Annotated in this window: 20 protein-coding genes; 7 read left to right on the top strand and 13 right to left on the bottom strand. The window is 62.6% G+C overall.

The features are described from left to right. Positions 1-145 precede the first annotated feature (145 nt). Positions 146-1,534 carry a TRAP transporter large permease gene (locus tag ABD906_RS07200; RefSeq protein ID WP_345098823.1) on the bottom strand — a complete coding sequence of 463 codons (1,389 nt, stop codon included), beginning with the start codon at positions 1,532-1,534 and terminating at the stop codon, positions 146-148. Further along, positions 1,534-2,106, bottom strand: coding sequence for a TRAP transporter small permease subunit (locus ABD906_RS07195; protein WP_345098822.1), 573 nt, complete (start codon positions 2,104-2,106; stop codon positions 1,534-1,536). Before ABD906_RS07195 ends, ABD906_RS07200 begins: the two co-directional genes overlap by 1 nt. 419 nt (positions 2,107-2,525) lie before the next feature. Here ABD906_RS07195 and ABD906_RS07190 point away from each other — a divergent pair, with 419 nt between their 5' ends. The 4 genes from ABD906_RS07190 (at position 2,526) to ABD906_RS07175 (ending at position 10,061) form a co-directional block, all read left to right on the top strand. Further along, the gene (locus ABD906_RS07190; RefSeq protein ID WP_345098821.1) at positions 2,526-6,005 is read left to right on the top strand and encodes an indolepyruvate ferredoxin oxidoreductase family protein; all 3,480 of its coding nucleotides are present in this window, start codon (positions 2,526-2,528) and stop codon (positions 6,003-6,005) included. A gap of 161 nt (positions 6,006-6,166) precedes the next feature. Further along, the gene (locus ABD906_RS07185) at positions 6,167-8,497 is read left to right on the top strand and encodes a putative bifunctional diguanylate cyclase/phosphodiesterase (RefSeq protein ID WP_345098820.1); all 2,331 of its coding nucleotides are present in this window, start codon (positions 6,167-6,169) and stop codon (positions 8,495-8,497) included. 226 nt (positions 8,498-8,723) lie between these two features. Further along, positions 8,724-9,479, top strand: a complete 756-nt coding sequence (locus ABD906_RS07180) for an N-acyl amino acid synthase FeeM domain-containing protein (RefSeq protein ID WP_345098819.1) — start codon at positions 8,724-8,726, stop codon at positions 9,477-9,479. 354 nt (positions 9,480-9,833) lie between these two features. Continuing rightward, on the top strand, positions 9,834-10,061 hold the full coding sequence (locus ABD906_RS07175; protein WP_345098818.1) for an aa3-type cytochrome c oxidase subunit IV: 228 nt from the start codon (positions 9,834-9,836) through the stop codon (positions 10,059-10,061). A gap of 317 nt (positions 10,062-10,378) precedes the next feature. Here ABD906_RS07175 and ABD906_RS07170 read toward each other — a convergent pair whose 3' ends face one another. Together ABD906_RS07170 and rpsU are read right to left on the bottom strand one after the other, a co-directional pair. Beyond that, positions 10,379-11,233: a tetratricopeptide repeat protein gene (locus ABD906_RS07170; protein ID WP_425549981.1), complete on the bottom strand. Its 855-nt coding sequence runs from the start codon at positions 11,231-11,233 to the stop codon at positions 10,379-10,381. 112 nt (positions 11,234-11,345) lie between these two features. Further along, a complete protein-coding gene (gene rpsU / locus ABD906_RS07165; RefSeq protein ID WP_345098817.1) occupies positions 11,346-11,573 on the bottom strand; it encodes a 30S ribosomal protein S21 in 228 nt (75 codons plus the stop codon). A 261-nt stretch (positions 11,574-11,834) separates the two neighbouring features. On the opposite strand from rpsU, the gene ABD906_RS07160 reads away from it, so the two are divergent. Next, a complete protein-coding gene (locus tag ABD906_RS07160) occupies positions 11,835-12,161 on the top strand; it encodes a hypothetical protein (RefSeq protein ID WP_345098816.1) in 327 nt (108 codons plus the stop codon). 109 nt (positions 12,162-12,270) lie between these two features. Here ABD906_RS07160 and ABD906_RS07155 read toward each other — a convergent pair whose 3' ends face one another. The 8 genes from ABD906_RS07155 to ABD906_RS07120 all read right to left on the bottom strand — a co-directional run bounded on the left by ABD906_RS07155 (position 12,271) and on the right by ABD906_RS07120 (position 20,696). Next, on the bottom strand, positions 12,271-13,047 hold the full coding sequence (locus ABD906_RS07155) for an SDR family NAD(P)-dependent oxidoreductase (RefSeq protein ID WP_345098815.1): 777 nt from the start codon (positions 13,045-13,047) through the stop codon (positions 12,271-12,273). Positions 13,048-13,298: 251 nt separating this feature from the next. Next, positions 13,299-13,781 (bottom strand): MaoC family dehydratase, encoded by a 483-nt coding sequence (locus ABD906_RS07150; protein ID WP_345098814.1) that lies wholly within the window; start codon positions 13,779-13,781, stop codon positions 13,299-13,301. 106 nt (positions 13,782-13,887) lie between these two features. Beyond that, the gene (locus tag ABD906_RS07145; RefSeq protein WP_345098813.1) at positions 13,888-17,007 is read right to left on the bottom strand and encodes an efflux RND transporter permease subunit; all 3,120 of its coding nucleotides are present in this window, start codon (positions 17,005-17,007) and stop codon (positions 13,888-13,890) included. 22 nt (positions 17,008-17,029) lie between these two features. Then, positions 17,030-18,010: an efflux RND transporter periplasmic adaptor subunit gene (locus ABD906_RS07140; protein WP_345098812.1), complete on the bottom strand. Its 981-nt coding sequence runs from the start codon at positions 18,008-18,010 to the stop codon at positions 17,030-17,032. 651 nt (positions 18,011-18,661) lie between these two features. Then, complete coding sequence (locus ABD906_RS07135) at positions 18,662-18,940, bottom strand: death domain-containing protein (protein WP_345098811.1); 279 nt, start codon at positions 18,938-18,940, stop codon at positions 18,662-18,664. After that, the gene (locus ABD906_RS07130) at positions 18,941-19,255 is read right to left on the bottom strand and encodes a hypothetical protein (protein WP_345098810.1); all 315 of its coding nucleotides are present in this window, start codon (positions 19,253-19,255) and stop codon (positions 18,941-18,943) included. Between the two features lie 39 nt (positions 19,256-19,294). Then, complete coding sequence (locus tag ABD906_RS07125) at positions 19,295-20,413, bottom strand: mechanosensitive ion channel family protein (RefSeq protein WP_345098809.1); 1,119 nt, start codon at positions 20,411-20,413, stop codon at positions 19,295-19,297. 76 nt (positions 20,414-20,489) lie between these two features. Next, positions 20,490-20,696: a hypothetical protein gene (locus tag ABD906_RS07120; protein ID WP_345098808.1), complete on the bottom strand. Its 207-nt coding sequence runs from the start codon at positions 20,694-20,696 to the stop codon at positions 20,490-20,492. Positions 20,697-20,854: 158 nt separating this feature from the next. Here ABD906_RS07120 and ABD906_RS07115 point away from each other — a divergent pair, with 158 nt between their 5' ends. Both ABD906_RS07115 and ABD906_RS07110 read left to right on the top strand, forming a co-directional pair. Next, entirely contained in the window at positions 20,855-21,640 is a 786-nt protein-coding gene (locus tag ABD906_RS07115; protein WP_378187994.1) for a nucleotidyltransferase family protein, read from the top strand. Next, positions 21,637-22,353, top strand: a complete 717-nt coding sequence (locus ABD906_RS07110) for a metallophosphoesterase family protein (protein WP_345098806.1) — start codon at positions 21,637-21,639, stop codon at positions 22,351-22,353. The genes ABD906_RS07115 and ABD906_RS07110 overlap by 4 nt, the downstream gene beginning before the upstream one ends. Positions 22,354-22,579: 226 nt before the next feature. Here ABD906_RS07110 and ABD906_RS07105 read toward each other — a convergent pair whose 3' ends face one another. Continuing rightward, entirely contained in the window at positions 22,580-22,774 is a 195-nt protein-coding gene (locus ABD906_RS07105) for a hypothetical protein (protein ID WP_345098805.1), read from the bottom strand. Positions 22,775-22,798: the final 24 nt, after the last annotated feature.

Genomic DNA, 22,798 nt, shown 5'->3' with positions numbered 1-22,798 from the left:
TTCTTTTGCGAGGTTGGTAAACGATGGCCTGTCAGGCAACGGGGACGCGACGCCTGCCTGTGCGGCTTGCCGGGAAGGCCCATGAAACGAAAGGGCCGGATGGTTGCCCATCCGGCCCTGTTCTTGTCCGCTGTTTGGCGTGCGGTCAGTAAATCGCCCGCGGCAGCCAGGTGGCGATGCCGGGGAAGGCGAACATGATCGCGAGTGCCAGGATCTGCAGCACCACGAAGGGCACCACGCCGCGGTAGATCATCCCCGTAGTTACGCTGGGCGGTGCCACGCCGCGCAGGTAGAACAGCGAGAAGCCGAAAGGCGGCGTCAGGAAGCTGGTCTGCAGGTTCACACCCACCAGCACGCCCAGCCACACCGGATCGACGTCCAGGTTGAGCAGGATCGGCGCGGTGATCGGGATCACGATGAAGATGATTTCGAACGTGTCGAGGATGAACCCGAGCAGGAACATCACGAACATGACGACAGCGACCGCGCCCATGACGCCGCCCGGCACATTACTCAGGAACTCGTGCACCAGGTTGTCGCCGCCCATCAGGCGGAACACGATCGAGAACACCGACGCGCCGAATAGGATGATGAAAACCATTGACGTCATCGTGGCGGTGGCGATTGCTGTTTCCCGCAGCACGGTGAAGTTCAGGCGTCCGCGCAGGAATGCGAGGATCATCGCGCCGACAGCACCCACCGAGGCCGCTTCCGTCGGCGTGGCGATGCCGCCGAGGATTGAGCCGAGCACGGCGATGATGAGCACCAGCGGCGGGACCAGGGCCGTCACGATCTCGCGGCCGAGGTTGCCCTTCTCTTCCGGCGGCACGGGCGTTGCCGGGCAGGATTCCGGCTGGAAAACGGCCTTGATGATCATCCACAGCAGGTAAAGACCCACCAGCAGCAGGCCGGGCAGGATCGCGCCTGCGAACAGGTCGCCGACCGACACGGGCGCCGGTGCGAAATTGCCCTTCGCCATCTGCACCTGTGCGTTGATGCCCGACAGCATGTCGCCCATGAAGATCAGCACGGTGGAGGGCGGGATGATCTGCCCGAGCGTGCCGGAGGCGCAGATCACGCCGCAGGCAAGCTTCGGGTCATAATTGGCCCGCAGCATCGCCGGCAGCGAGATGAGGCCCATGGTGATCACCGTGGCACCCACCACGCCCGTCGAGGCGGCAAGAAGTGCGCCCACCACTACCACCGACATGCCGAGGCCACCGCGCAGGTTGCCGAACAGCTTGCCCATGGTCAACAGCAACTGCTCCGCGATCTTCGACCGCTCCAGGATCATGCCCATGAAGATGAACAGGGGCACCGCCACCAGCACTTCGTTGGTCATGTTGCCGATGTAGCGGTTGATGACGCTGCCATAGTTGGACGGGTCGAAGACCCCGAACCACATGCCGACAACGCCGAAGATCAGCGATACGCCGGCAAGGGTAAATGCGACCGGGAACCCCAGCATCAGGAAGCCGATGATCCCGAAGAACATGAGACCCGACAGGATCTCTCCAATGACTGCTGGCTCCATCAGACGGCTCCCGTGCTCGCTTCCTCTTCACCCCTGTCGTAGCGCAGGGACTTGGGCAGCAGGTCTTCCTGCCCGGCCAGCACCAGAATGGACCGCAGCGCCATGGCAATGCCCTGCAGGGCTAGCAGAACCGCAAATCCGAGGATGAATGTCTTCAGGAGGTAGTAGAAGGGCATGCCGCCGACATTGGGCGACGCCTCATAGATGCGCCACGAGCGCACCACGAACGGCCAGCCGTAGACCCAAGTCATATAGCAGAACGGAAGCAGGAAGATGATCACGCCTACGAGGTCGATGATCGCCTTCGTGCGCAGGCTGGCGGGGCGGTAGAAGATATCCACCCGGACATGATCGCCGCGCAGCAGCGCAAAGCCTGCCACTGCCGTGAACAGGGCGCCGTTCAGCCAGACATAGAGATCTCGCATCCATAGGATGCTGGTGGAGAACAAGTAGCGCTGCACCACGATCGTGAAGCACAGCAGGACGATGGCCAGTGACAGCCACGAGAAAATGTTGCCGATAAGCGTATTGAGGGCGCTTATCGACCTTACGATCATTGCTAGGACACGCACAGATTATGCTCCCCCTGCCGTTTTGAGGGCGCTGTGAAAAAGGTTCAGTTGCATCCGGCTTTTCCTCTTCCCCTACGGATGCCTTTTCGGCACCTCCCACTTATTGCAGGCGCTTCTGCAACGCCGAGCGTTGAGCTTGGCAGCTTGCGGTATTTTTATCAGGTCTCGCCCGCTTGAAAAGCGCAAAGCGACTGCTGGGGCGTTGGTTTGCACACAGAGCGGCGTGTCGGTCAAGACAGAATTGTGCGCGGGGATAAAACCTTTCGTAAGAAAAATGATCGGCGCCCCGCACCGTTGGACATGTTATTTCGATTATTGTTTGTGAACAGAAATGAAATTGACGCTTTGAAGTCAGGCGACGAAACTACCAGCCAATTTCCCGACTTGTACGGAAATTACCACCGGGAGGAGGTGGCTGAATGCTTAGGCAGGTGTCGCTCGACGACAAATACGATCTGTCCAGGAAGGAAATACTTGTCTCTGGCTCGCAGGCCGTTGTTCGTCTGCTGCTCATGCAGCGGGAGCTGGACCGGCGGGCGGGACTGAATACCGCAGGTTTTGTGTCCGGTTATCGCGGATCGCCCCTGGGGGGCATCGACCAGCAGCTTTGGAAGGCTGGCGACAAGCTCGCCGCGTCCAACATTGTTTTCCAGCCGGGTTTGAACGAGGATCTGGCGGCGACCGCCTGCTGGGGTTCGCAACAGACCAATCTGCTGGGTGACGGCAAGTATGACGGGGTCTTCGCCCTCTGGTACGGCAAGGGCCCCGGCGTCGACCGCACCGGTGACGTGTTCCGCCACGCCAACTCCTTCGGCACCTCGCCGCACGGCGGCGTGCTCGCCCTGATGGGCGACGACCACACTGCCGAGTCCTCCACCATTGCCCACCAGAGTGAATTTGCCTTCATCGATGCGATGATCCCGATCCTGAACCCGGCTGGCGTTCAGGAAATCATCGACTACGGACTTTACGGTTATGCGCTCTCTCGTTTCGCCGGCACCTGGGCCGCGCTCAAGTGCGTCAAGGACAATATCGAGTCCACGGCGTCGGTAAGCGTTTCGCTCGACCGCATCAGGATCGTCTATCCTGAGATTGACCTGCCGCCCGGCGGGCTGCACATCCGTCACGAGCTGAACCAGCTCGGGCAGGAGGAGCGGCTGCACGACTACAAGCGCAAGGCCGCCGCCGCCTTCGTGCAGGCCAACGGCCTCAACCGCATCATCTTCTCGGGCGGCTGCGATCCGAAGCTCGGCATCGTCACCATCGGCACGAGCTACCTCGACGTGCGTCAGGCCCTGGACGACCTCGGCATTGACGAGGAGCGTGCGAACTTGCTCGGCATCCGCCTGTTCAAGGTCGCCTGTTCGTGGCCCTTCGACTACCAGCACATGGCCGATTTTGTGCGCGGTCTCCACACCGTGATCGTCGTGGAGGAAAAGCGCTCGCTGCTGGAGCTTCAGCTCAGGGAAAACCTGTACGGAACGCCCAATCGCCCCGTCATCGTTGGCAAGAAGGACGAGCGCGGCGAGATCCTCTTCCCCGTGAAGGGATCGCTCGATCCCAATGAGATCGCCATCGCCATCGGCGAGCGCATCTTACGGGTGATCGGCTATTCGGAGGAGATTGCCGCGCATGTCACCCGCCTCCGCCAGTTCCAGGCGATGCTCGTGCAGGCGCCGGAGATTGCCAAGCGCACGCCATATTTCTGCTCGGGCTGCCCGCACAACACGTCGACCCGCGTGCCGGAGGGCTCAATCGCCGGCGCGGGCATTGGCTGCCATCTCATGTCCATCTGGATGGATCGTAACACGGCCGGTTTCACCGCCATGGGCGGGGAGGGGGCGCAGTGGATTGGCCAGGCGCCATTCTCGAAGCGCCAGCACTTCTTCCAGAACCTGGGCGATGGCACCTACACCCATTCAGGCTCGCTCGCCATCCGCTTCGCCGTCGCCGCCGGCGTCAACATGACCTATAAGATTCTATACAACGATGCGGTGGCGATGACCGGCGGTCAGCCTGCCGAGGGCGGGCTTACCGTCGAACAGATTGCAGCCCAGCTCAAGGCTGAGGGCGTGAAGCACATCGCCATCGTCTCCGACGAACCCGAGAAGTACCAGGGCCGGTTCCGGTTCCCGGAAGGATCTACGGTCCACCATCGGGAGGACCTGGATCAGGTCCAGCGCCACCTGCGCGACACGCCGGGCGTGACCGTGCTCATCTATGATCAGACCTGCGCGGCGGAAAAGCGACGTCGCCGCAAGCGTGGCGCGTTTCCCGATCCGGACCGCCGCGTCTTCATCAATGAACTGGTCTGCGAAGGTTGCGGTGACTGCGGCGTGAAGTCGAACTGCGTCTCCATCCAGCCGGTCGAAACCGAATTCGGCCGCAAGCGCCGGATCGACCAGTCGAGCTGCAACAAGGATTTCTCCTGCCTGGATGGCTTCTGCCCGTCCTTCGTGACGGTTCACGGCGCGCGCCTGCGGAAGCTGGAAGGCATCGCGGGCGCCATTGATCCGCTGGACAATGTTCCTGATCCGGATCTTTACCCCGTCGACAAGGGATGGGGCGCCGTGATCGACGGCATTGGCGGCACGGGCGTGGTGACCCTTGGCGCGATTCTCGCCATGGCGGCCCATCTTGAGCGCAAGGGCGTCGGCGTCATCGACATGGCTGGGCTCGCCCAGAAGGGCGGGGCGGTTTACTCGAATATCCGCATCGCGCGCTCTCCCGAAGCCGTCCGTTCCATCCGTGTATCCGCGGGAGAGGCGGATCTGGTGCTGGGTGCGGACCTCGTTGTCTCGGGCTCGCGCAAGGTGCTTTCCACCATCCGGCACGGCCACACGCTGGTTCTCGTGAATACAGCCGAGGTAATGCCCGGCGACTTCACGCGTTCGCCCGATTTCAGTCTCCCGACCGAACGGCTGAAGCGGGAAATCGTCCGCACCGCGGGCGAGGAGAAGACCTTTTTCTTCGACGCGACCAATGCTGCCAGGGTGCTGTTCGGAAATACCCTCAGCGCCAACATGTTCATGCTCGGTATCGCCTATCAGAAGGGGGGCCTGCCGGTCTCCGCGGAGGCGATCGAGCGGGCGATCGAGCTGAACGGCCAGGCGGTCACCGCCAACATCCACGCGTTTCGCTGGGGGCGCCGCGCCGCCCATCTGCCTGATGAGGTTCGCGCACTCATCGCCTCGGCCGAACAGCAGAAGCCTCTGGAAACGCCGAGCCTGGACGATCTCATCGCCCGCCGCGCGGACTTCCTGACGCAGTACCAGGATGCCGCCTATGCCGGGCGCTACCTTGCCTGGGTCGAGCGCATCCGCCGGGCCGAAAATGCGGTCGCTCCCGGCGCCACCGCCATCACCGAGGCCGTGGCCAGGAGCCTGTTCAAGCTGATGGCCATCAAGGATGAATACGAGGTCGCCCGGCTCTACACCGACGGTTCGTTCCTTCGTCAGTTGCAGCGCGAGTTTGAAAGCTACGACCGTCTGGAATTCCACATGGCGCCGCCCATCCTTGCCCGCCGTGACGCCGATGGGCACCTGAAAAAGCGGTCCTTCGGACCGGCGATGTTTGCCATGATGAAGGTGCTTGCCCGCCTGCGGCACATCCGCGGCATGGTGATCGATCCCTTCAGTTACCTTGAGGAGCGTCGGAAGGAACGCGAGCTGCTTGCGACCTTCGAGCAGGATCTGGAACTGATCGAAACGACGCTCGCCAAGCCGGACCTCACCAGCGAGAAGACCGAAATCCTGCTGGCGTTGTCGGAAATCCCGATGGGTATCAAAGGCTTCGGACACGTGAAGATGGCCAACATGGAGGCTGCCTTCGCCCGCCGCGCGCAACTGCTGCAGGATCTGTCAGGAGGTGGAGCACACACGCTGCGCGCCGCAGAATGATCTTTGCCTGAGCCGCCGATGTCATTGAGAAGGGGTGCGACATTTTTGCGCCCCGTGCCCGAACGCGCCGATTGCGCCATCGGTTAAGAATTATTAACGCTTGACGATAAGTTCTTTTTTAAGCCCAAGTTGTAATAAGTTCTCCGTAGTCGGGAGAAACTATGGCGAAACGGGCGGAAAGCGACATACCGAGAGAGGTGTATGTCCAGTTTGTGAAGTCGCTCTACGGCAGCAGGGGCACGATCCTGTTCGGCGCGACGGCACATCTGGTCATAGCTCTTCTTGTCTATGCCAACTCGGGCCAACCCATCTTCCTGGCCTTCGGGCTCATTCTGTTTGCCATCGCTGTCGTTCGCTACCTCGGCATTCGCAAGGGGCCTGAAGCCGTTACTGATCCACATCAGGCGCGGATACTTGAAACCGATTATGTCATTAAAGGGGCAACGCAGGGCGTTCTGCTGGGAGCCTTCGGCTTCTGCGCGACCTACGTTTACCCGAACGAACTCGGCGAGCTGAGCGCCCTGGCGCTGGTCCTGACCGCGCTCGCCACCGTGGTGGGCCGCAACTACGGTTCGGCGCGCGTGGTGGGGGCGTTTACCTTCTCGATGTTGGTGCCTCTCGCCTGCGCGTTCCTTCTCCGGGGTGATCTCGGCCATGTCGTCCTTGCCGTCCTGATGGCGCCCTTCGGACTGATCGTCATCAACAGCGCGGCGGATCTCCGGCAGCTCATGCTGAGCGCCGTGATGGAGCGCAAGAAGGCAAGCCGTCTGGCGCAGCGTTTCGACCGCGCCCTCAACACCATGTCGCACGGCTTGATCATGTTCGATCCCAACGGCACGGTCGTTGTCGCCAACGATCGCGCCGCCGAGCATCTGGGTTTCCGGTTCTCCGAACAGATGATCGGCCGCACGCTGGATGCGCTGCTGCTGCGCGGGGTCGCCGGTTCGCTGCTGAGCCGCGACGACTTTGCCACGGCGCGCGAGCAATTGCGCGAGGCCATGGACGCCGGCAACGGGGACAAGGTGCTGCTGCGACTGCTCGACGGGCGCTATCTGGAATTTACCGCTCGCGAGGACAAGGAGGAACTCGCGGTTCTGACTTTCGAGGAAGTGACGCATCGTGTCGAGGCGGAGGAAAAGATCCGCCACATGGCGCGTTACGACAGCCTGACCGGCTTGCCGAACCGCGCATATTTCCAGGAGATGGTGCGGGAATACGTTGCCAGCGGCGATCGCGACAGGCTGTGCGGGCTGGCCATCATCGATCTGGACGATTTCAAGTCGATCAACGATAGCCTTGGCCACCCCGTCGGTGACAGCGTGATCTACCTTGTCGCCGAGCGCCTTGTCGACCACGTGAGCGACACCGTGAAGGTCGGCCGTTTCGGCGGCGACGAGTTCATGCTCTACATCGACCAGGTCGATGACGTAGAAGATCTCAAGGCGCGCTTCCTCAGGATCTACGAGAGCACGTGCGGTCCGGTCGAAGTGGCGGGTCATATCCTGTCGATTGAGGCGAGCGCAGGTCTCGTCGTCTTCCCTGCGTCCGAGGGCGATCTGAACGAGATCACCGTCCGCGCGGACCTGGCGCTCTATGCCGCCAAGGATGCGGGCAAGGCCACCTGGCGCCTCTACGAGGAGCACATGGACGCCGCCTTCCGGACGCGGCAGATGATGAAGTCCGATCTGCGTGCCGCGATCGCGGACCGTCAGCTGCATGTCATGTACCAGCCGATCGTGGACATGGAAACGCTTCGCGTGTCGTCTTACGAGGCGCTGTGCCGCTGGACGCATCCGCAGCTGGGGCCGATCTCGCCCAGCGTCTTCATCCCGCTCGCGGAGGAAATGGGCCTGATCACGGAAATCAGCCGCATGGTTCTGGAAACGGCGTGCCGGGAATGCACCCGCTGGCCGGAGCACATCAGCGTATCGGTGAACCTTTCCGCTCGGGACTTCCAGGGCCGGGCCGTGGTCGACATTGTGGCCGAGGCTCTCGAGAAGTCGCAGCTGGCGCCGCACCGGCTTGAACTTGAGGTGACGGAGACGGCGCTGCTTGAGGATCAGCAGCTTAGCCACGCCTACATCAAGCAGCTGAAGGAGCTCGGCGTCTGCATCGCCCTGGACGATTTCGGCACTGGTTACTCCAGCCTGAGCTATCTGCACACACTTCCGCTTGACCGCGTGAAGATTGACGGCAGCTTCCTGCAGGACGTGGCGGAAAACGCCCGTTCGCGCAAACTTCTCAAGAGCGTGGTGCAGCTGTCTCGCAGCCTCGGCCTTGCCGTTACGGTCGAGGGCGTCGAGACGCACGAGCAGCTGCGGCTGCTGCGCGAATCCGCCCGTCCCGACCAGGTGCAGGGCTTCCTGTTCGGCGCCGCGCTTTCCCCGTCTGGCGCCCGCGCGATGGCCGATGGCGACTGGACCTTCCCGCCGCTGCGCGTGCCGGAGGAGGTTGGCACTGCCGCCGAGGAGAAGCGCACGGCGCACAGCTGACGCTTCCGGAGGTTTCCGGCAACGGCAGGTGGCTGACCGCGTCCGGAATCGGAAAAATCAGCTTCGTCAGGGATGATTGAACGTCTTGACGGTCCCTTGCGACGTCGGCTGGCGAACCCGTTCTGTTCAGACTTTTTGGCCGTTAAGGTTAACGCCATGTCGCCCCTTCACTAGAATTTTAATTAAATGCTAACTGTTCCTATCTTGGTGGAATTCAGGGTGGGACATGGTAGCGACGAATTCAGCTCAGAGGGGTCAGAGAGCGGAGGATTCCCCATTCAACCGCAGCGTCTTCAGCGTGCTCGACGAGATCGAGTACCGCGTATGCGACCGGGGAGAGGACCTGGAAGCCATATACCGGCTGCGCTATCAGGCCTATCTCGCGGCCGGCATGATCAAATCCGACGCTGCCAGGCAGGTTCATGACAAGTATGACGACCTGCCGAACTCGTATCGGTTCGGCGTCTTCTACCGCGGTGCTCTGGTCAGCACGGTGCGCATTCATCACTTGAGCAAGGAGAACCCGCAGGCGCCGACCTGCGGCGTGTTCGGTGACATCGTGGCCTCGCGGCTGGAGAGGGGCGAAACCTTTGTGGATCCGAGCCGGTTTGCGGCCGACGCGGAGTGGAGCCGCAAGCTGCGCGTATTACCTTTCATCACCCTGCGCCTTGCGGTCCTGGGTGCCAAGTATTTCGACACCGATTACTGCCTGATCGCCATCAAGGAAGAGCATTCCGCCTTCTACTACCGCGTGTTCCGGGCCGAACCCGCCACGGGACCGAGGGCTTATCCGGGACTGGAGGTGCCGGTTCATCTTCTTCAGATGAACACCCGTGCGCTGCTTGATGACGTGATCGAGAAATACCCGTTCTTCCGCTCGACCAAGGAAGAGCAGCGTATGCTCTATGAGCGGCAGAAGACGGGTCAGCGCGATTCCATTCGCGTTCTCCCGACAGCACGGCTCACCTTGGAAGCCGCCTGATTGCTTCTTCGGCGCCCCAATTGACCGGATGCCGGCCAGCTGCCGGCAGGAGCGCCCGGGCCGGATGCGTCCGGCCCGGAAGGAGAGCACGCGGAGCCGTCCGCACCCATTTGGGGATCGCTCGGCCAGAACGCTTTCAGACAACGATCGAACGGTTCCCGACCCGTCATCGTGATGAGATTGCCGGGACGGGTGGAAACTGGTCTTCGCGAGCTGGATAAATGCCGAACCGGCAGTGCGGGAAGAGGGGAGTAGTACCGATTTTCCCGATCGCGCCGTTGCGTCGAAGGAGTCCATTGCTCATTTCCATCAATTTGGCTATTTCCTCTGAAGTCAATGCTGAGGGGTAATGCAATGGCAGATTCACATGCGCAGGGCGTCGTCGAAACCGGCGCCAAGATGGACTATGAAGAGCACGAGCGCACCTATGCGTTCTTCGTGAAGTTCGCCAAGTATTCCATCCTGGTCGTCGCGGCGATCCTGATCTCGATGGCCTTTGGTTTCTTCACGACCGCCGGTTTCTTCTCCAGCCTGCTTCTCTTCCTTCTGATCACGGCGGCTGGCGCCTGGCTTCTGCGCTAACGCGGCTCCAGGAGAAGTGGGAACCGGTTTTCCGTCCGGAGCCGCGTGGGAAAAGGGCGGCTCCAGGAAAAGTGGGACCGGTTTTCCGCCCGGCCGCGTGGACAAGATCGGGTTCCACGGAAGGTGAGGACCGTTGTTTCCCGTCCGCAGCCGTGTCAGACACGAGCGGTTCCAGGAGAAGCGGGTACGGGTTCTATCCGGAACCGTGAGAAAATCGAATTCGAAGAAGTTCGGAGTTTCAACTGAAGGTCCGAGCAGCTCAAGACAAGAAAAAAGCCCGGTTTGCCGGGCTTTTTGATTCCGGGTTCTTTCCCGCGTCAGGACGTGCGGGTTCTGGCCAGCCCTTCCTTGGCGGGGCCATAATTCGGATCGAGCTGCAGCGCGCGGGCGTAGGAACGGGCGGCCCGCTCCTTGTCGCCGCGATGTTCGTAGACCAGCGCCTGGTTCGCCCAGCTTTCCGCCAGGTTGTCGTTCAGCCGGATGGCGGTGTTGAAGTCGGTGAAAGCGTTTTCGTCGTCGCCGAGGGCGAGGTACGACAGCCCACGGGCATTGTAGCCGTAAGGCTCGCCCGGCGCGTAGGAGATCGCCTTGGCGAAGTCCTCGATGGCGTACTGGTGCTGGCCGTTCGCCTGATAGAGCAGGCCGCGGCGCAGGTAGGCGCGCGGGTCCGTGGTGTCGAGGGCGATGGCGCGCTCGAAGTCCTGGAAGGCTTCTGCCGTGCGGCCGGAAAGGCGGAAGACCTCGCCCCGGCCGATATAGGCGACGTCATAGCTCGGGTTAAGCTGAATGGCCCGCGTGTAGTCGGCGACCGCCTGCTGCATGTTGCCCATGTAGCGGTGGATGAGGGCGCGGTTTGCATAGGCCTGATAGGAATTCGGATCGAGCTGGATTGCCCGGTCGAAGTCGGCGAGCGCTTCCTTGTAGCGGCCCGCGCGGCCGTATGCCGATCCGCGTACGTTGTAGGCTTCGGGATCGTTCGGCGACCGGCTGATGACCGCGGTGAGAGAGGCAATGTTCTCCGCGGATGCCTGGGCCGGATCCACCGGCAGGAGGTCGTTGAATGCAGAGCCGCCCGTTGACGAACAGGCTGCCAGGGCGCCCATCGCAATAAGGGAAAAGGCCCTCAACGCATTTTGAGGCACTCGGAAGGTTCGCATCGACACTCTCGCCATTCGATCAGTTCCGGTTCGGTGGCCGCCATCGGGTCAAAAAAAAAGGTGGCGGCGATACCAGCTCGCGCCACCTTACGCATATATAAGGTAAAAAAAGACGAAATGTAGGCGCTTAGCGCACTACGCGTCCACCACCGAGGAGACCTTCGCGCTGAGCGCGCTTGCGAGCCAACTTGCGTGCGCGACGGATAGCTTCCGCTTTCTCGCGTGCGCGCTTCTCGGAAGGCTTCTCGAAGTGCCCACGCATTTTCATCTCGCGGAAAATACCTTCACGCTGCATCTTCTTCTTGAGTGCGCGAAGCGCCTGATCGACATTGTTATCGCGGACGAGTACTTGCACGTGGTCTTCCTGTAGATCTGTTGATATTAGGCCCTAAACCTCGGAGCGGTCCAGGCAACCAAAGGCCAGCGCTCCACGCGGGAATGCGCGCTGTTACCAATTTCTGGGCCGCTTGTCGAGTCTGTAATGCTTCAAATGGCCCGAAACTGCAAGGCCTTCCGTGCGATTTTGTGCCTCGAATGTCGGCGATTGGGCCTGATTTCAGGCAGAGGAACCGCCAGGCCCCCTTTGGCATTGTAGTTCCGACAGAAGGAGGTGCCGATGCAAGGTCGTGACAGGATGGAAGAACCAGCGATCGACCCGCAGCCCTCGGTTGATGATCTGGAAGATCAGCTTGATCAGGGCCTGGAAGATACGTTTCCCGCCAGCGACCCCGTTTCTGTTACCCGCGCGACCCGCACCGGAGCCCCCGGCGAATTCGCCATGCGGACCAACCGGAAGCCGGAGCCGGAGGAGCAGGAGGTCGAGCAGGAGCTGGAGGAGGGGCTGGAAGACAGCTTCCCTGCCAGTGACCCGGTGTCCGTGACCGTGCCGACGCGGGTGGGAAAGCCCCGAAACCCTCCTGCTGACGAACCTGCGGAGGAATGAGACAGAACGTTTGTGCCTGATATTGTCGGGCTCGGAGCGGTTCCCGCAGCACTGGGGGGACCGCTTTCTCGTGTCCACACGCTGTGCTGGCTGCTTCCTGAAGCGCGGCTCAGATGGCGCTGACGCCGCCATCGACGGCGATGGCCTGCCCGGTCATGTAGCTGTTTTCCGGGTGAGCGGCGAACAGGATGGCTTCCGCCACCTCCTCCACCTCCGCCAGGCGCTGCATCGGCACGAGACGAGCCAGGCTCGCCTCCGCCTCGTCGGGGTTGCGGAAGGCGACACCCAGCTTGCCCATGACCATTGGCGTGCGTGAGAAGGACGGGCAGACGGCGTTCACGCGCACGCCTTTCGCGGCGTATTCCGCCGCGGCGCTCCTTGTCAGCCCGATGACCCCGTGCTTGGCCGCCGAATAGGCCGCCAGCCTGGGTGCGCCCTTGAGGCCTGCGTAGGACGACACGTTGACGATCGAGCCGGGCCGGCCCGTTTTCCTGAATTGCTTTTCCATGACGGGCAGCTGGTGCTTCATCGCGTAGAACACGCCCATCAGGTTCACGTCGATGATGCGCCGCGCCTCGTCCGAAGGCAGCAGGTGAAAGCGCACGAAGGACTGGGCGATGCCCGCGTTGTTGATGGCGATGTCGAGGCTGCCAAAGCGCTCCAGCGCCAGTGCGACCAGCCGTTCCGAGGTTGACTCGTCGGCGATGTCGCCCGCCAGCGTCACGACCTCGGCGGAAAGCGATTCCGCCAGTTCCCCCAGCGGACCGGCGTCGAGATCGGAAAGGACCAGCCTTGCGCCAGCGTCCGACAGGCGGCGGGCAAGCTGAAGGCCAAACCCGCCCGTTGCTCCCGAGAGCAGGACGGTGAGCCCTTCAAACGACCTCATGCCGGAAGGTCCCGAAGCGAGCGGATGGCGTGGAATTGCGTTGATCCAGGTCTGTGGTCTCGCGTTGTCATCTGCTCTCCTCGTAGATGTCCTGTAATTTCACGAACGGGCCGAGGATTTCAAGACAGACACCGCGCCTTTAACCGATAGTTGCAGTGCAGGTCCAATAACCTGCAGGATCGTTCGGGGTCGCGTTTGCGGGAAGATGTGCCGTAGCAAGGGAACCTGCGCAGTTGCGACCTCGGGAACGTCTACGACTCGCCGTTTTCGTTCCGGTCCGGCATGGCGAGCGTGAGCCACCGCGCGGTCAGGGCCGGCTTGGCGTTGTTCTCGATCTCGACGCTGACGTCATAGGCGCTCTCGATGATGCCCGAGGGGCGGACCTTGAGGTCGGAAAGAACGAAGCGGGCGCGGATGCGCGATCCGGTGCGCACCACATTGGTGAAGCGGATCTTGTCGAAGCCGAAGTTGACGCCCACGGAAGCGCCCTGCAGGCGCGGCACGGCCTCGAAGATCATGGCGGACAGCAGCGACAGTGTGAGGAAGCCGTGGGCAATCGTCCCGCCATAGGGAGACTCGCGGGCGGCCCGCTCCGGATCGGTGTGAATGAACTGATGGTCGTCGGTGGCGTCAGCGAACAGGTCGATCATCGTTTGGGTCACGGTGCGCCATTCGGAGACTCCGATCTCCTTGCCGACCATCGCCTTTGCGTCTTCTATTGTTATGATCTTCATGAGCCGGTTCCATTCTGTTCCGCCAGCGATCGCGGCACACATACTAGGACAGGCCGCATTTGTCATGCGGCCTGTGTGGAATGTCAGACATGCAGTGGGTAACGCCTCAGTGACCCGTGGCCACCTCCGCGGCTTCCGTCAGCTCGCGCTCCAGCCGCTTTTCCTCCTCCACCTTCGGGGTGACGAAACGCCCGATCAGGAGGTAGGCCACCGGCGTCAGGTAGAGGGTGGCGATCGAGGCGAGGCCGAGGCCGCCGACGATCACCCAGCCAAGCGCAATGCGGGCTTCCGCGCCAGCGCCGGAGGCCAGCACCAGCGGCACGCCGCCCACGATCGTGCAGATCATGGTCATCATCACCGGACGCAGGCGGATGAGCGATGCCTGTTCCACCGCCTCGCGCACGGAGAGTCCCTTGTCGCGCAGCTGGTTGGCGAATTCCACGATCAGGATGCCGTTCTTCGCCATGATACCGACGAGCAGCACGAGGCCGATCTGGCTGTAGACGTTGAGCGAGGTTCCCGTGAGGATGAGGGCGAACACGGCGCAGGCCAGGCCCAGCGGCACCGTCGACATGATGATGAGGGCGCTGACGAAGCTCTCGAACTGCGCGGCCAGCACCAGGAAGATGATGACCACTGCGAAGCCGAACACCGTCGACATGCTGCTCGCCGTCTCGCCTAGCGTTGCGGCTTCCGCGAGCGGGATGATGCGGGCGCCGGAGGGAAGCAGCGGCCTGGCGATCTCCTGCACCGTGGCATAGGCGTCGCCCAGCGCGAAATTGGGCGCCAGGCCCGCCGTGACCTGCACCACGCGCAGCTGCTGCTCGCGGGCGAGCGACGGCGGCACCGCCTCCTCGCGCAGTAAGGCGATGGTCGACAGCGGCACGAAGCGGTCGTCGCTCGTCCGGACGAAGATGTTCTCGAGGTCGGTCGGATCGTTGATCGGATTGGCGCTCGACAGCAGCTTCACGTCGAAACTGTCGTCATCGATGAACAGCGTGCCGATCTTTCGCCCGTCGAGCAGCGCCTGGATCGACTCGCCGAGGCCGTCGATGTTGATGCCGAGATCCGCGGCTTTCTGCCGGTCGATTTCCACCTTCAGCTGCGGCTGCGAAGCGTCCTGCGACAGGCGTGGCCGGTCGAAACGGGGATCCTTCTCCATTTCCGCGACGATGGCCATCGCCGCTTCGGTGAGCTTCTCGTAGCTGCTGCCGGCAACCGCGAACTGCAGGCCGCTGCCGGAATTGCGGATGTTGAGGCTGTTCGGCTGGAAGGCGAAGGCCCGCACGCCCGGCACCCGGCCCGCGCGCTGGTTCACCTCGTCCAGGATCTGCTGCTGGGTCCGCTCGCGCTCCTCCCATGGGGCAAGGCCCAGGATCAACATGGCGCTGTTGCTGCCGCCCATGCCGACGATGGAGAAGGTCGTCCTGATCTCGCCATTGTCGATGAGCGGCTTGATCGAACCTTCGATCTGCTGGAGCTTGCTCGACATGTAATCGAGGCTGACGCCCTGCGGCGCGGTGATGCGCATCATCGCCATCGCCCGGTCCTCGTTCGGCGTCAGTTCGTTCTTCACGTTGGAGAACATGATGGCCGCTGCCCCGGCGAAGACGATGGCAACCGCAAGCACCACCAGCGGCGCGTTGAGGCAGGCGTGCAGTGTCCGCTTGTAGAGTGCGGCGCCGGCGGAGCCGACGCGTCCAAGCAGTCCGCCCACGCTCTCATGATGTTCCGTATCCTTGAGGAAACGGGAAGCGAGCATCGGGCAGAGCGTGAGAGCGACGATCGACGACAGGAATACGGAGAAGCCGAGAACGAAGCCGAATTCCTTGAACAGGCCGCCAGCCTGACCGGGCAGGAAGGAGAGCGGCACGAAAACGGCGATCAGCACGGCCGTGGTCGCGATCACGGCGAAGAACACTTCCTGCGCGCCGAGCACCGCCGCGGCGCGCGGGCCCATACCCTGGTTGCGCCGGCGGACGATGTTTTCCAGCACCACGATGGCGTCGTCCACCACCAGGCCGGTTGCAAGAACCAGCGCCAGCAGGGTGAGAATGTTGATGGAGTAGCCCATCAGGTAGATCGCGGCGATTGTGCCGATGAGCGCCACGGGGATCGACAGGCCCGGGATGATCGTCGCCCGCCAGTCGCGCAGGAACATGTAGATCACGCCCAGCACGACCGTCACCGACAGGATGAGCGCGATTTCCACCTCATGAATTGCGCCTTCGATGAAAACGGCGTCGTCGCCGGTGATGAAGATTTCCGTGCCTTCCGGAAGGATCTCGCGGATGCGCTCCAGCTCCGCCTTCACGCCCTGCGAGATATTGAGCGTGTTGGATTGCGCCTGCCGCAGGATGCCAAGGCCGATGCCTGTCTTGCCGTTGGCGCGCAGTTGGCTCTCGCCGATGTCCGGCCCGAGCATGACCGTAGCGACGTCGCCCAGCTTCACGTTGCGCGAGAGCTGGATGTTCTCCAGGTCCTCGGGTGTGGTGATCGTCGCCGTCGCGCGGACGATCAGGTCCTGCGTCGTGTTGGTGATCGAACCGGCCGGACTGTCGAAGGAAACCGACCTGAGCGCATTGCCGATGTCGCCGATGGTAAGGCCGAGGCTGGCCAGCCGCGCCGGGTCAATATCGACGCGGAAGATCTTGTTCCTGCCGCCGTAAACCTGGACCGTCGCGACACCCGGCACCGACGAGAGCCGGTCGACGATCTCGTCTTCCACGAAGACCGTCAGGTCCTGCACGTTCATGGTACTGGACGTGACGGCGAGCCGCATCACTGCCTGGGCGTCGTTGTCCGCCTTCACGACCGTCGGCGAATCGGCATCGTCCGGCAGACGGTTCTGGATGCGGCCCACGGCGTCGCGAACGTCGGAGGCCGCGGCATCGAGGTCCACGTCCTCGCTGAACTCCACGGTCACGCGACTGCGTCCGAAGGACGAGGAGGACGAGATCGACGTCACGCCAGGCACCCGCGCGACGGCGCCTTCGATTTCCGAGGTGATCTGCCGGTCGATGGTTTCAGCGGCCGCACCGGAGAACGTGGTGGTGATCGTGATGACCGGCCGGTCGACCTGGGGCAGCTCGCGCACCTCGACGCCGTAGAAGGCTGCGAGACCCGCCACGGCGATCAGCGTATTCACCACGAAGGCGAAGACCGGCCGCCGGATGAAGAGGGCGGTGAAGCTGCTGCCGGCCTGGACTATCTTTTCGTTGATCATCGCAGCATCCTGGTAAAGGGGCTCAGCTGCCCTGCCGTCTTCCCTGCATTGTCGAGTTTGCGGCTACCGGCACGTTCTGGCCCTCGCGGACCGCATGAACGCCCTCGACCACGACCTTGTCGCCGGGTCTGAGATCCCCGCTCACGAGAACATGGTCGGAGTTCCGCTGCATGATTTTCACCGGCACCTTGACCGCCACTTCGTTACGGACCGCCCAGACATAGGCCCCGTCATTGCTCCACTGAACGGCCAGCGGGTTGACGGCCGGATACTGGTCGCCCGGGAACTGCATCTCCACGCGGAACGCCATGCCGGAACGCAGCGTGTCCGTGGGGTTGGAGATGCGGGCCTGAACGCGCAGCGTGCGGCTGGCGTTGTCCACCTGGTTGTCGATGGCGCGCACCGTGCCTTCGTAGGTCTCGTCGGGGCGGCCGACAGACTGGGCGCTCAGCGGCGCGCCGATCTGGATCTGCCGCGCGTAGCGCTCCGGCACCCAGAAGTCGACGAGGATCTCCGACCTGTCGTCAATTGTGGCGATGTCGGTGGAGCTCGTCACGTAGTCGCCCGGCGAGACCGGCAGGATGCCGATAATACCGTTGATGGGGGCGCGGATTTCGCGGCGGTCGAGCGCGAGCTGGTTTTCACGCAGCTGCAGCTCGGCGGTCCGCACGGCCAGTTCGGCGTCGCGCAATTGCACGGGCGTGATGTTGTTGGACTTGGCGAGCGCCTGCGCGCGCTCGAGCTTGGCGTGGGCGTCCTCAAGCGTGAGTTCGGCCCGGTCGACAGCGATACGCTCGGCCTCCGAATCCATGCGGGCGATCACGTCCCCGGCTCTCACCTCGCTACCGGGCTCCACCAGGATTTCCGTGAGGCGTCCTGAGGAATAGGGGCGCACGGCGACGGAATGGAGCGCGCTGCCCGTGCCGATGGCCGACAGGCGATCGTTGATCGTCGCCGTACCGACGTCTTCCGTGATGATGACGGCAGGGACGCCCATGCCCATGCCGGGACCTCCGCGGCCCGGTGCTCCGCCCGGCCCGCCGCCGCGAGGCCCGCCGCCACCCTGACTTTCGGCAGGGGCCGGTCCCCCGATCCCGAGTTTTGCTGTGACCTGCGCTGCGCCTGAAAAGTATAGGTACCAGATCAAGGCGGAAGCCAGGAGGACGACAACACTGATGATTGCCTGCTTCCACCAGCTCATAGAGTTCTCCGCAAGTGTTCGTCAGCGCATTGCATGGGTCTTCAACCTTCAGTCCTGAATGGAGCGCATGTACGGCAAGAGTGCGCGGTTTTCAGCAACAATATCATTAAATTATTGCAATGATCGTGCGGCGACTCGTCGTTCCTGAGCCATTTGCGGAACTTCTCCGCCCGTTGTCCATTGGAATTTCCAACAGAGGAGAGACCGATGCCGAAGGGTCACAACAGGATCGAACGACTGTCCGATGAGCAGAAGAGGGACTTCCTGCGCCGCTCGTCGATCACCTATCTGGAGTGCTGCATCGGCCTTATGCTAACGCATCTGACCAGCGAGGAAACCGCGGAGATCCTGGAGCGGCAGGCCCTGCTGCTGCGCGAGCTGGGGTTGGGGACCATCCGATCCCGACTGTTACAAGGCTCCCGGTGCGGCCGGCGCCCCACGGCCGGCCCTTGTTCACTTCGCCTTGCGGGCTTCCGTGGTGGTCCCGATAGCCCGCGCCTCCTCGAGAATGAGCCGGATTTCGCGCCCCCGCGCGCCTTCGATCGCAAAGGCCGGAACAGGCACGGCGCCTGGGTCTTCCTGATGATCGTTGCTGCTCCCGGCCTCTGTCAAAGGTGCCAGCAGCGCCTCGACGTCGGCGCCCTGCCGCTCGGCCCAGGAGAGCAGAATGGCCAGAACCTGGCGCTGGGCGTTCAGCCGCCCTTCCAGTTCTTCGACGCTGATGCTTGGCATTCAGTCTCCCTCCGGCAGCCCCAGGCCGCATTGCTCACGGCGTGTACGGCTCACCGCCGTAACGATGGTCGAGTAGGAGTCCGGGCGGGCAATGTGGTTCGCCTTGCGCAGGAACCGGAGCGGAAACAGCATTGCCTCGATGTTGGCAGACGAGATCTGGTCCGATCGCTGCTTGTCGGCGGCCAGGAGTTCCTCCGCGCGCCGCAGGATGTCGTCGATGTCCTCTTCCTCGACCAGCCCCTTTTCCCTGAGCAGTCTGCAAATGGCCGCCATCGCCATCAGAACGCCTTCAAGCTGCAGGTTCGCGGTGTTCATAGGTCTCCTCCCACCTTGCGCCACCGCCCCGCTTTGCCGTCAGGAAGAAGCGGGGCTCTTGGTCTTGCTATCTAGGGGTGGCTGCTGCGAAGGCAATGCAGCGAGGGGTAGCGCCCGCGGATGGTTCTCGACCAGATAGGTGACGAGCTGTTCGCGCAGGAGGGCGGCGAGTTCGGAGGCCGCGCTGGAGTTCTTCGCGCCTGCCGTGATCCGGACCTCCATTTTTGTTTCCTTGAGGTTCGTCACCGTCACGGCAAAACTCTTCCTGTCCCACAGCGGCGATGCTTCAACCAGCTCGCGCGCCTTCTGCCGCAGGGCGTCCACCGGTGTCGAATAATCCACGTTCATGATGGCGACGGCCGTCACGCTCGTGTTCTTGCGGCTCATGTTGAGGAAGGGCTGTTCGATGAAATAGTTGAGCGGCAGGATCATGCGCCGCCCGTCCCAGGTCCGGACCACCACGTAGGTGGAGGTTATCTCTTCGACCGTTCCCGTCTCACCCTGGACCTGGATGGAATCGTCGATGCGGATCGGCTGTGTAATCGCCAGTTGGATGCCGGCAAACACGTTCTTCAGCATCGGCTGAAGTGAGAGGCCGACGACCAGGGATGCGGCGCCCGCCGAGGCCAGCAGGCTGATGCCGTACTGCCGGACCGGATCGAAGGTCATCAGCATCGCGCTGATGCCGATCACAAGGATGACCGTGGTGCCGATCCGCTGCAGGATTCGCGTCTGCGTGACATGCTTGCGGGTCATCAGCTCGTCCTTGGATTCCTTGCTGATCCGCCGCAGGTGAAGCGACACGAACAGCTGCAGCGCGAGCTGGGCGATCCGTGTGAGGACGCCGATGAAACCGAGTGTCAGCACGTGCCGCAGTATGGTGGAGCCTGTGTCGGACAGAGGCGCCAGCGGCACGGCGAGCGCGAGCGAGAACAGGATCAGGCCGACGCAGATGAGGGAGGACGACTGATCCAGAAGTTTGCGCCAGAACTCATCCTGCCGCCCGACAAGTCGGCGAAAGATCGCCATCAGCACGGAATGGACAAGAAGCGCGGCGCAGACTGCGCCGCCGAGAACCAGCGTCAGGATAAGCCAATCGGGCCGAGCCCCGGCGATGGCTTCCACTTGAACGGCACCTTCCTGGAGCAACTCTTCCATGATCCCTCAGGACAAATGAGTGAACAGCTGCGAGCGCGCCCGGCACTCGCTTGAACCTTTCCCTGACGTGATCGATTCAAGCGCCTTCGGAGCGTTCGATGGGAGGGGCGGCTCGGGCTGCCTGTTCGTTGGACCGCTGCCTGGCCAGCGCATCCTGCAGCTCAAGGGCGAGCTTGAGCAGCCGCTCGGGCACTCGCTCTTTCTCGATCGCCGCGAGGATGGAGGTGATGTCGGCCGGCAGGCCGGCCGGTTCCTGGTGCGCGGTGTCGTCGAACGTGCTCATCGGTATTCCCGATTTTCCCCATGCCGGGAGTTTTGACAGGTTCGCGTGCTGTTGCAACAGCAAATAAGTATGATCGCATATTGTTGTGCGCGTCCCGGCGGGAACTGGACGGCTCGCTGCATGTTGATGGAAGCGGACTGTTATGTGCGCTGATCAGAATGGAGCAGGCCTTGCAGCAGCTGACGATCGTCGCGCGAGCGAAGCCCGTCCTCGGGACTGCCGAGCAGGAAGCCTTTTATGCCGGGGCCATCCGTGTTCTCGCCAGGGCCCGCATTCCGTTTCTTGTCGCGGGTACTTTCGCGCTCAGCGCCTACACGGGCATTTCCCGTCCGACCAAGGATTTCGACATCTTCTGCAAGGCGGGAGACTGGCCGCGCATTCTGTCCCTCTTCAAGGAGCTGGGGGATGAAATCCGCATCGAGGATGAGCGGTGGCTCGGCAAGGTCACCCGGGGCGACGCCACCTTCGATGTGATTTTCGGTTCATCCAACGGGGCAACGCCGGTCTCGGACCTCTGGTTCGAGCACGCCCGGAAGGGCAGGGCGCTGGGGCAGCAGGTCCGCTTCGTCAGTCCCACCGAACTTGTATGGTCCAAGTGCTTCATCCAGAACCGCGACCGCTACGACGGTGCCGACGTGGCGCATCTGATCCTGCGGGCCAGCGAAGAGATCGACTGGGAACGTCTTTTGCGCCACATGGAAGTCCACTGGGAGGTGCTGCTCATTCATCTGCTGAACTTCCGCTTCATTTATCCGAGCGAACGGGAAAGGATCCCGGGCTGGCTGATCGACGAGCTTCTCGACCGTCTGATGCACCAGCGCCGCCTCCCTTCGCCCGACAGGAAGATTTGTCGCGGACGCATGTTTTCCGCGGCCGATTTCGAGATTGACGTCCACAAGTGGGGTTTCACCGATATCCTCGGGGGCAGCGGAGGCACGGCATGAATGCTGCGGTGACGCGGGTGGCCGCGATCGGTGATCTCCACGTGCAGGAGGACGGCTCGGTGAGCTATCGTGACATCTTCGCCGAAATGTCGGAGCGGTCAGACGTCATCGTGATCGCCGGCGATCTGACGGATCTCGGCAAGCCAGCGGAAGCGCGGCTGTTGGTTGAGGACCTGCGGGCCTCCCGCGTGCCGGTCGTTGCCGTATTGGGCAATCACGATCACCAGAGCGATTGCGTCGAGGAAGTATCCGCCATCATCCGGGAAGCGGGTGTGTATCTGCTCGACGGCACCGCCGTGGAGCTGAAGGGTGTCACTTTCGCTGGAGTGAAGGGTTTCGTCGGCGGCTTTGGCAGGCAGATGCTGGCTTCCTTCGGCGAGGCGGCGATCAAGGCCATGGTTGCCGAATCGCTCAACGAGACCATCAAGCTGGAGAACGCGCTGCGCCAGATCCGCACCCCGAAGTCACTGGCGCTGCTGCACTATTCGCCTACCGCGGATACGGTCGAGGGTGAGCCTCCGCAGATCTGGCCGTTCCTTGGATCCGCCCGCCTTGGGGAAGTTATCGACCGCTACAGGGTGAGCGCCGTGGTTCACGGCCATGCCCACCACGGCACGCATGTGGGCAGGACCGCCGGAGGCATTCCCGTCTACAATGTCGCCCGTCATATCGAGAAGCCGGAAGGCAGGCCATATATCGTCCTGAAGCTCTAGGCGGTTCCAGGAAAGTGAAGACCGGTTTTCCGTCCGGAACCGCGACAAAACAATTACTTAGGAAATTCACAGTTCCGCGAAAATCTGAATTGCTCTAGGCTCTGGAAAGGCAATCCCCAGGCAGCCGGCAGCAGCAATCGTTAACTGGAGCGCCTCATGGTCCCCTGTGTCACGTGGAATGCCCCGGCCGCCGCGAACGCTCCCGGAGCCTTCTTTCGTGACAACCTCACACCCGCGTACCGCATTGGGTGCAGCGGTAGTTTCCCGCGCTCATGACGGTGATGATCAGCCAGACGATGCCCCACAGCCCGCCGGTGAAGATGGTGAGCAGCAGATGCAGGAGGTGGTTGGGCTTCACGCCCTGCGCCAGCACGCGCTTCTGGCATTGCGGGCAATAGGCGCCCTTTTGCTTGATGGACATTTGCTAGACACTCTGTTGGCCACG

It is taken from the genome of Chelativorans composti, from assembly GCF_039541695.1.
GTDB lineage: Bacteria > Pseudomonadota > Alphaproteobacteria > Rhizobiales > Rhizobiaceae > Chelativorans > Chelativorans composti.
This window is presented reverse-complemented; position numbering and strand designations above follow the sequence as displayed.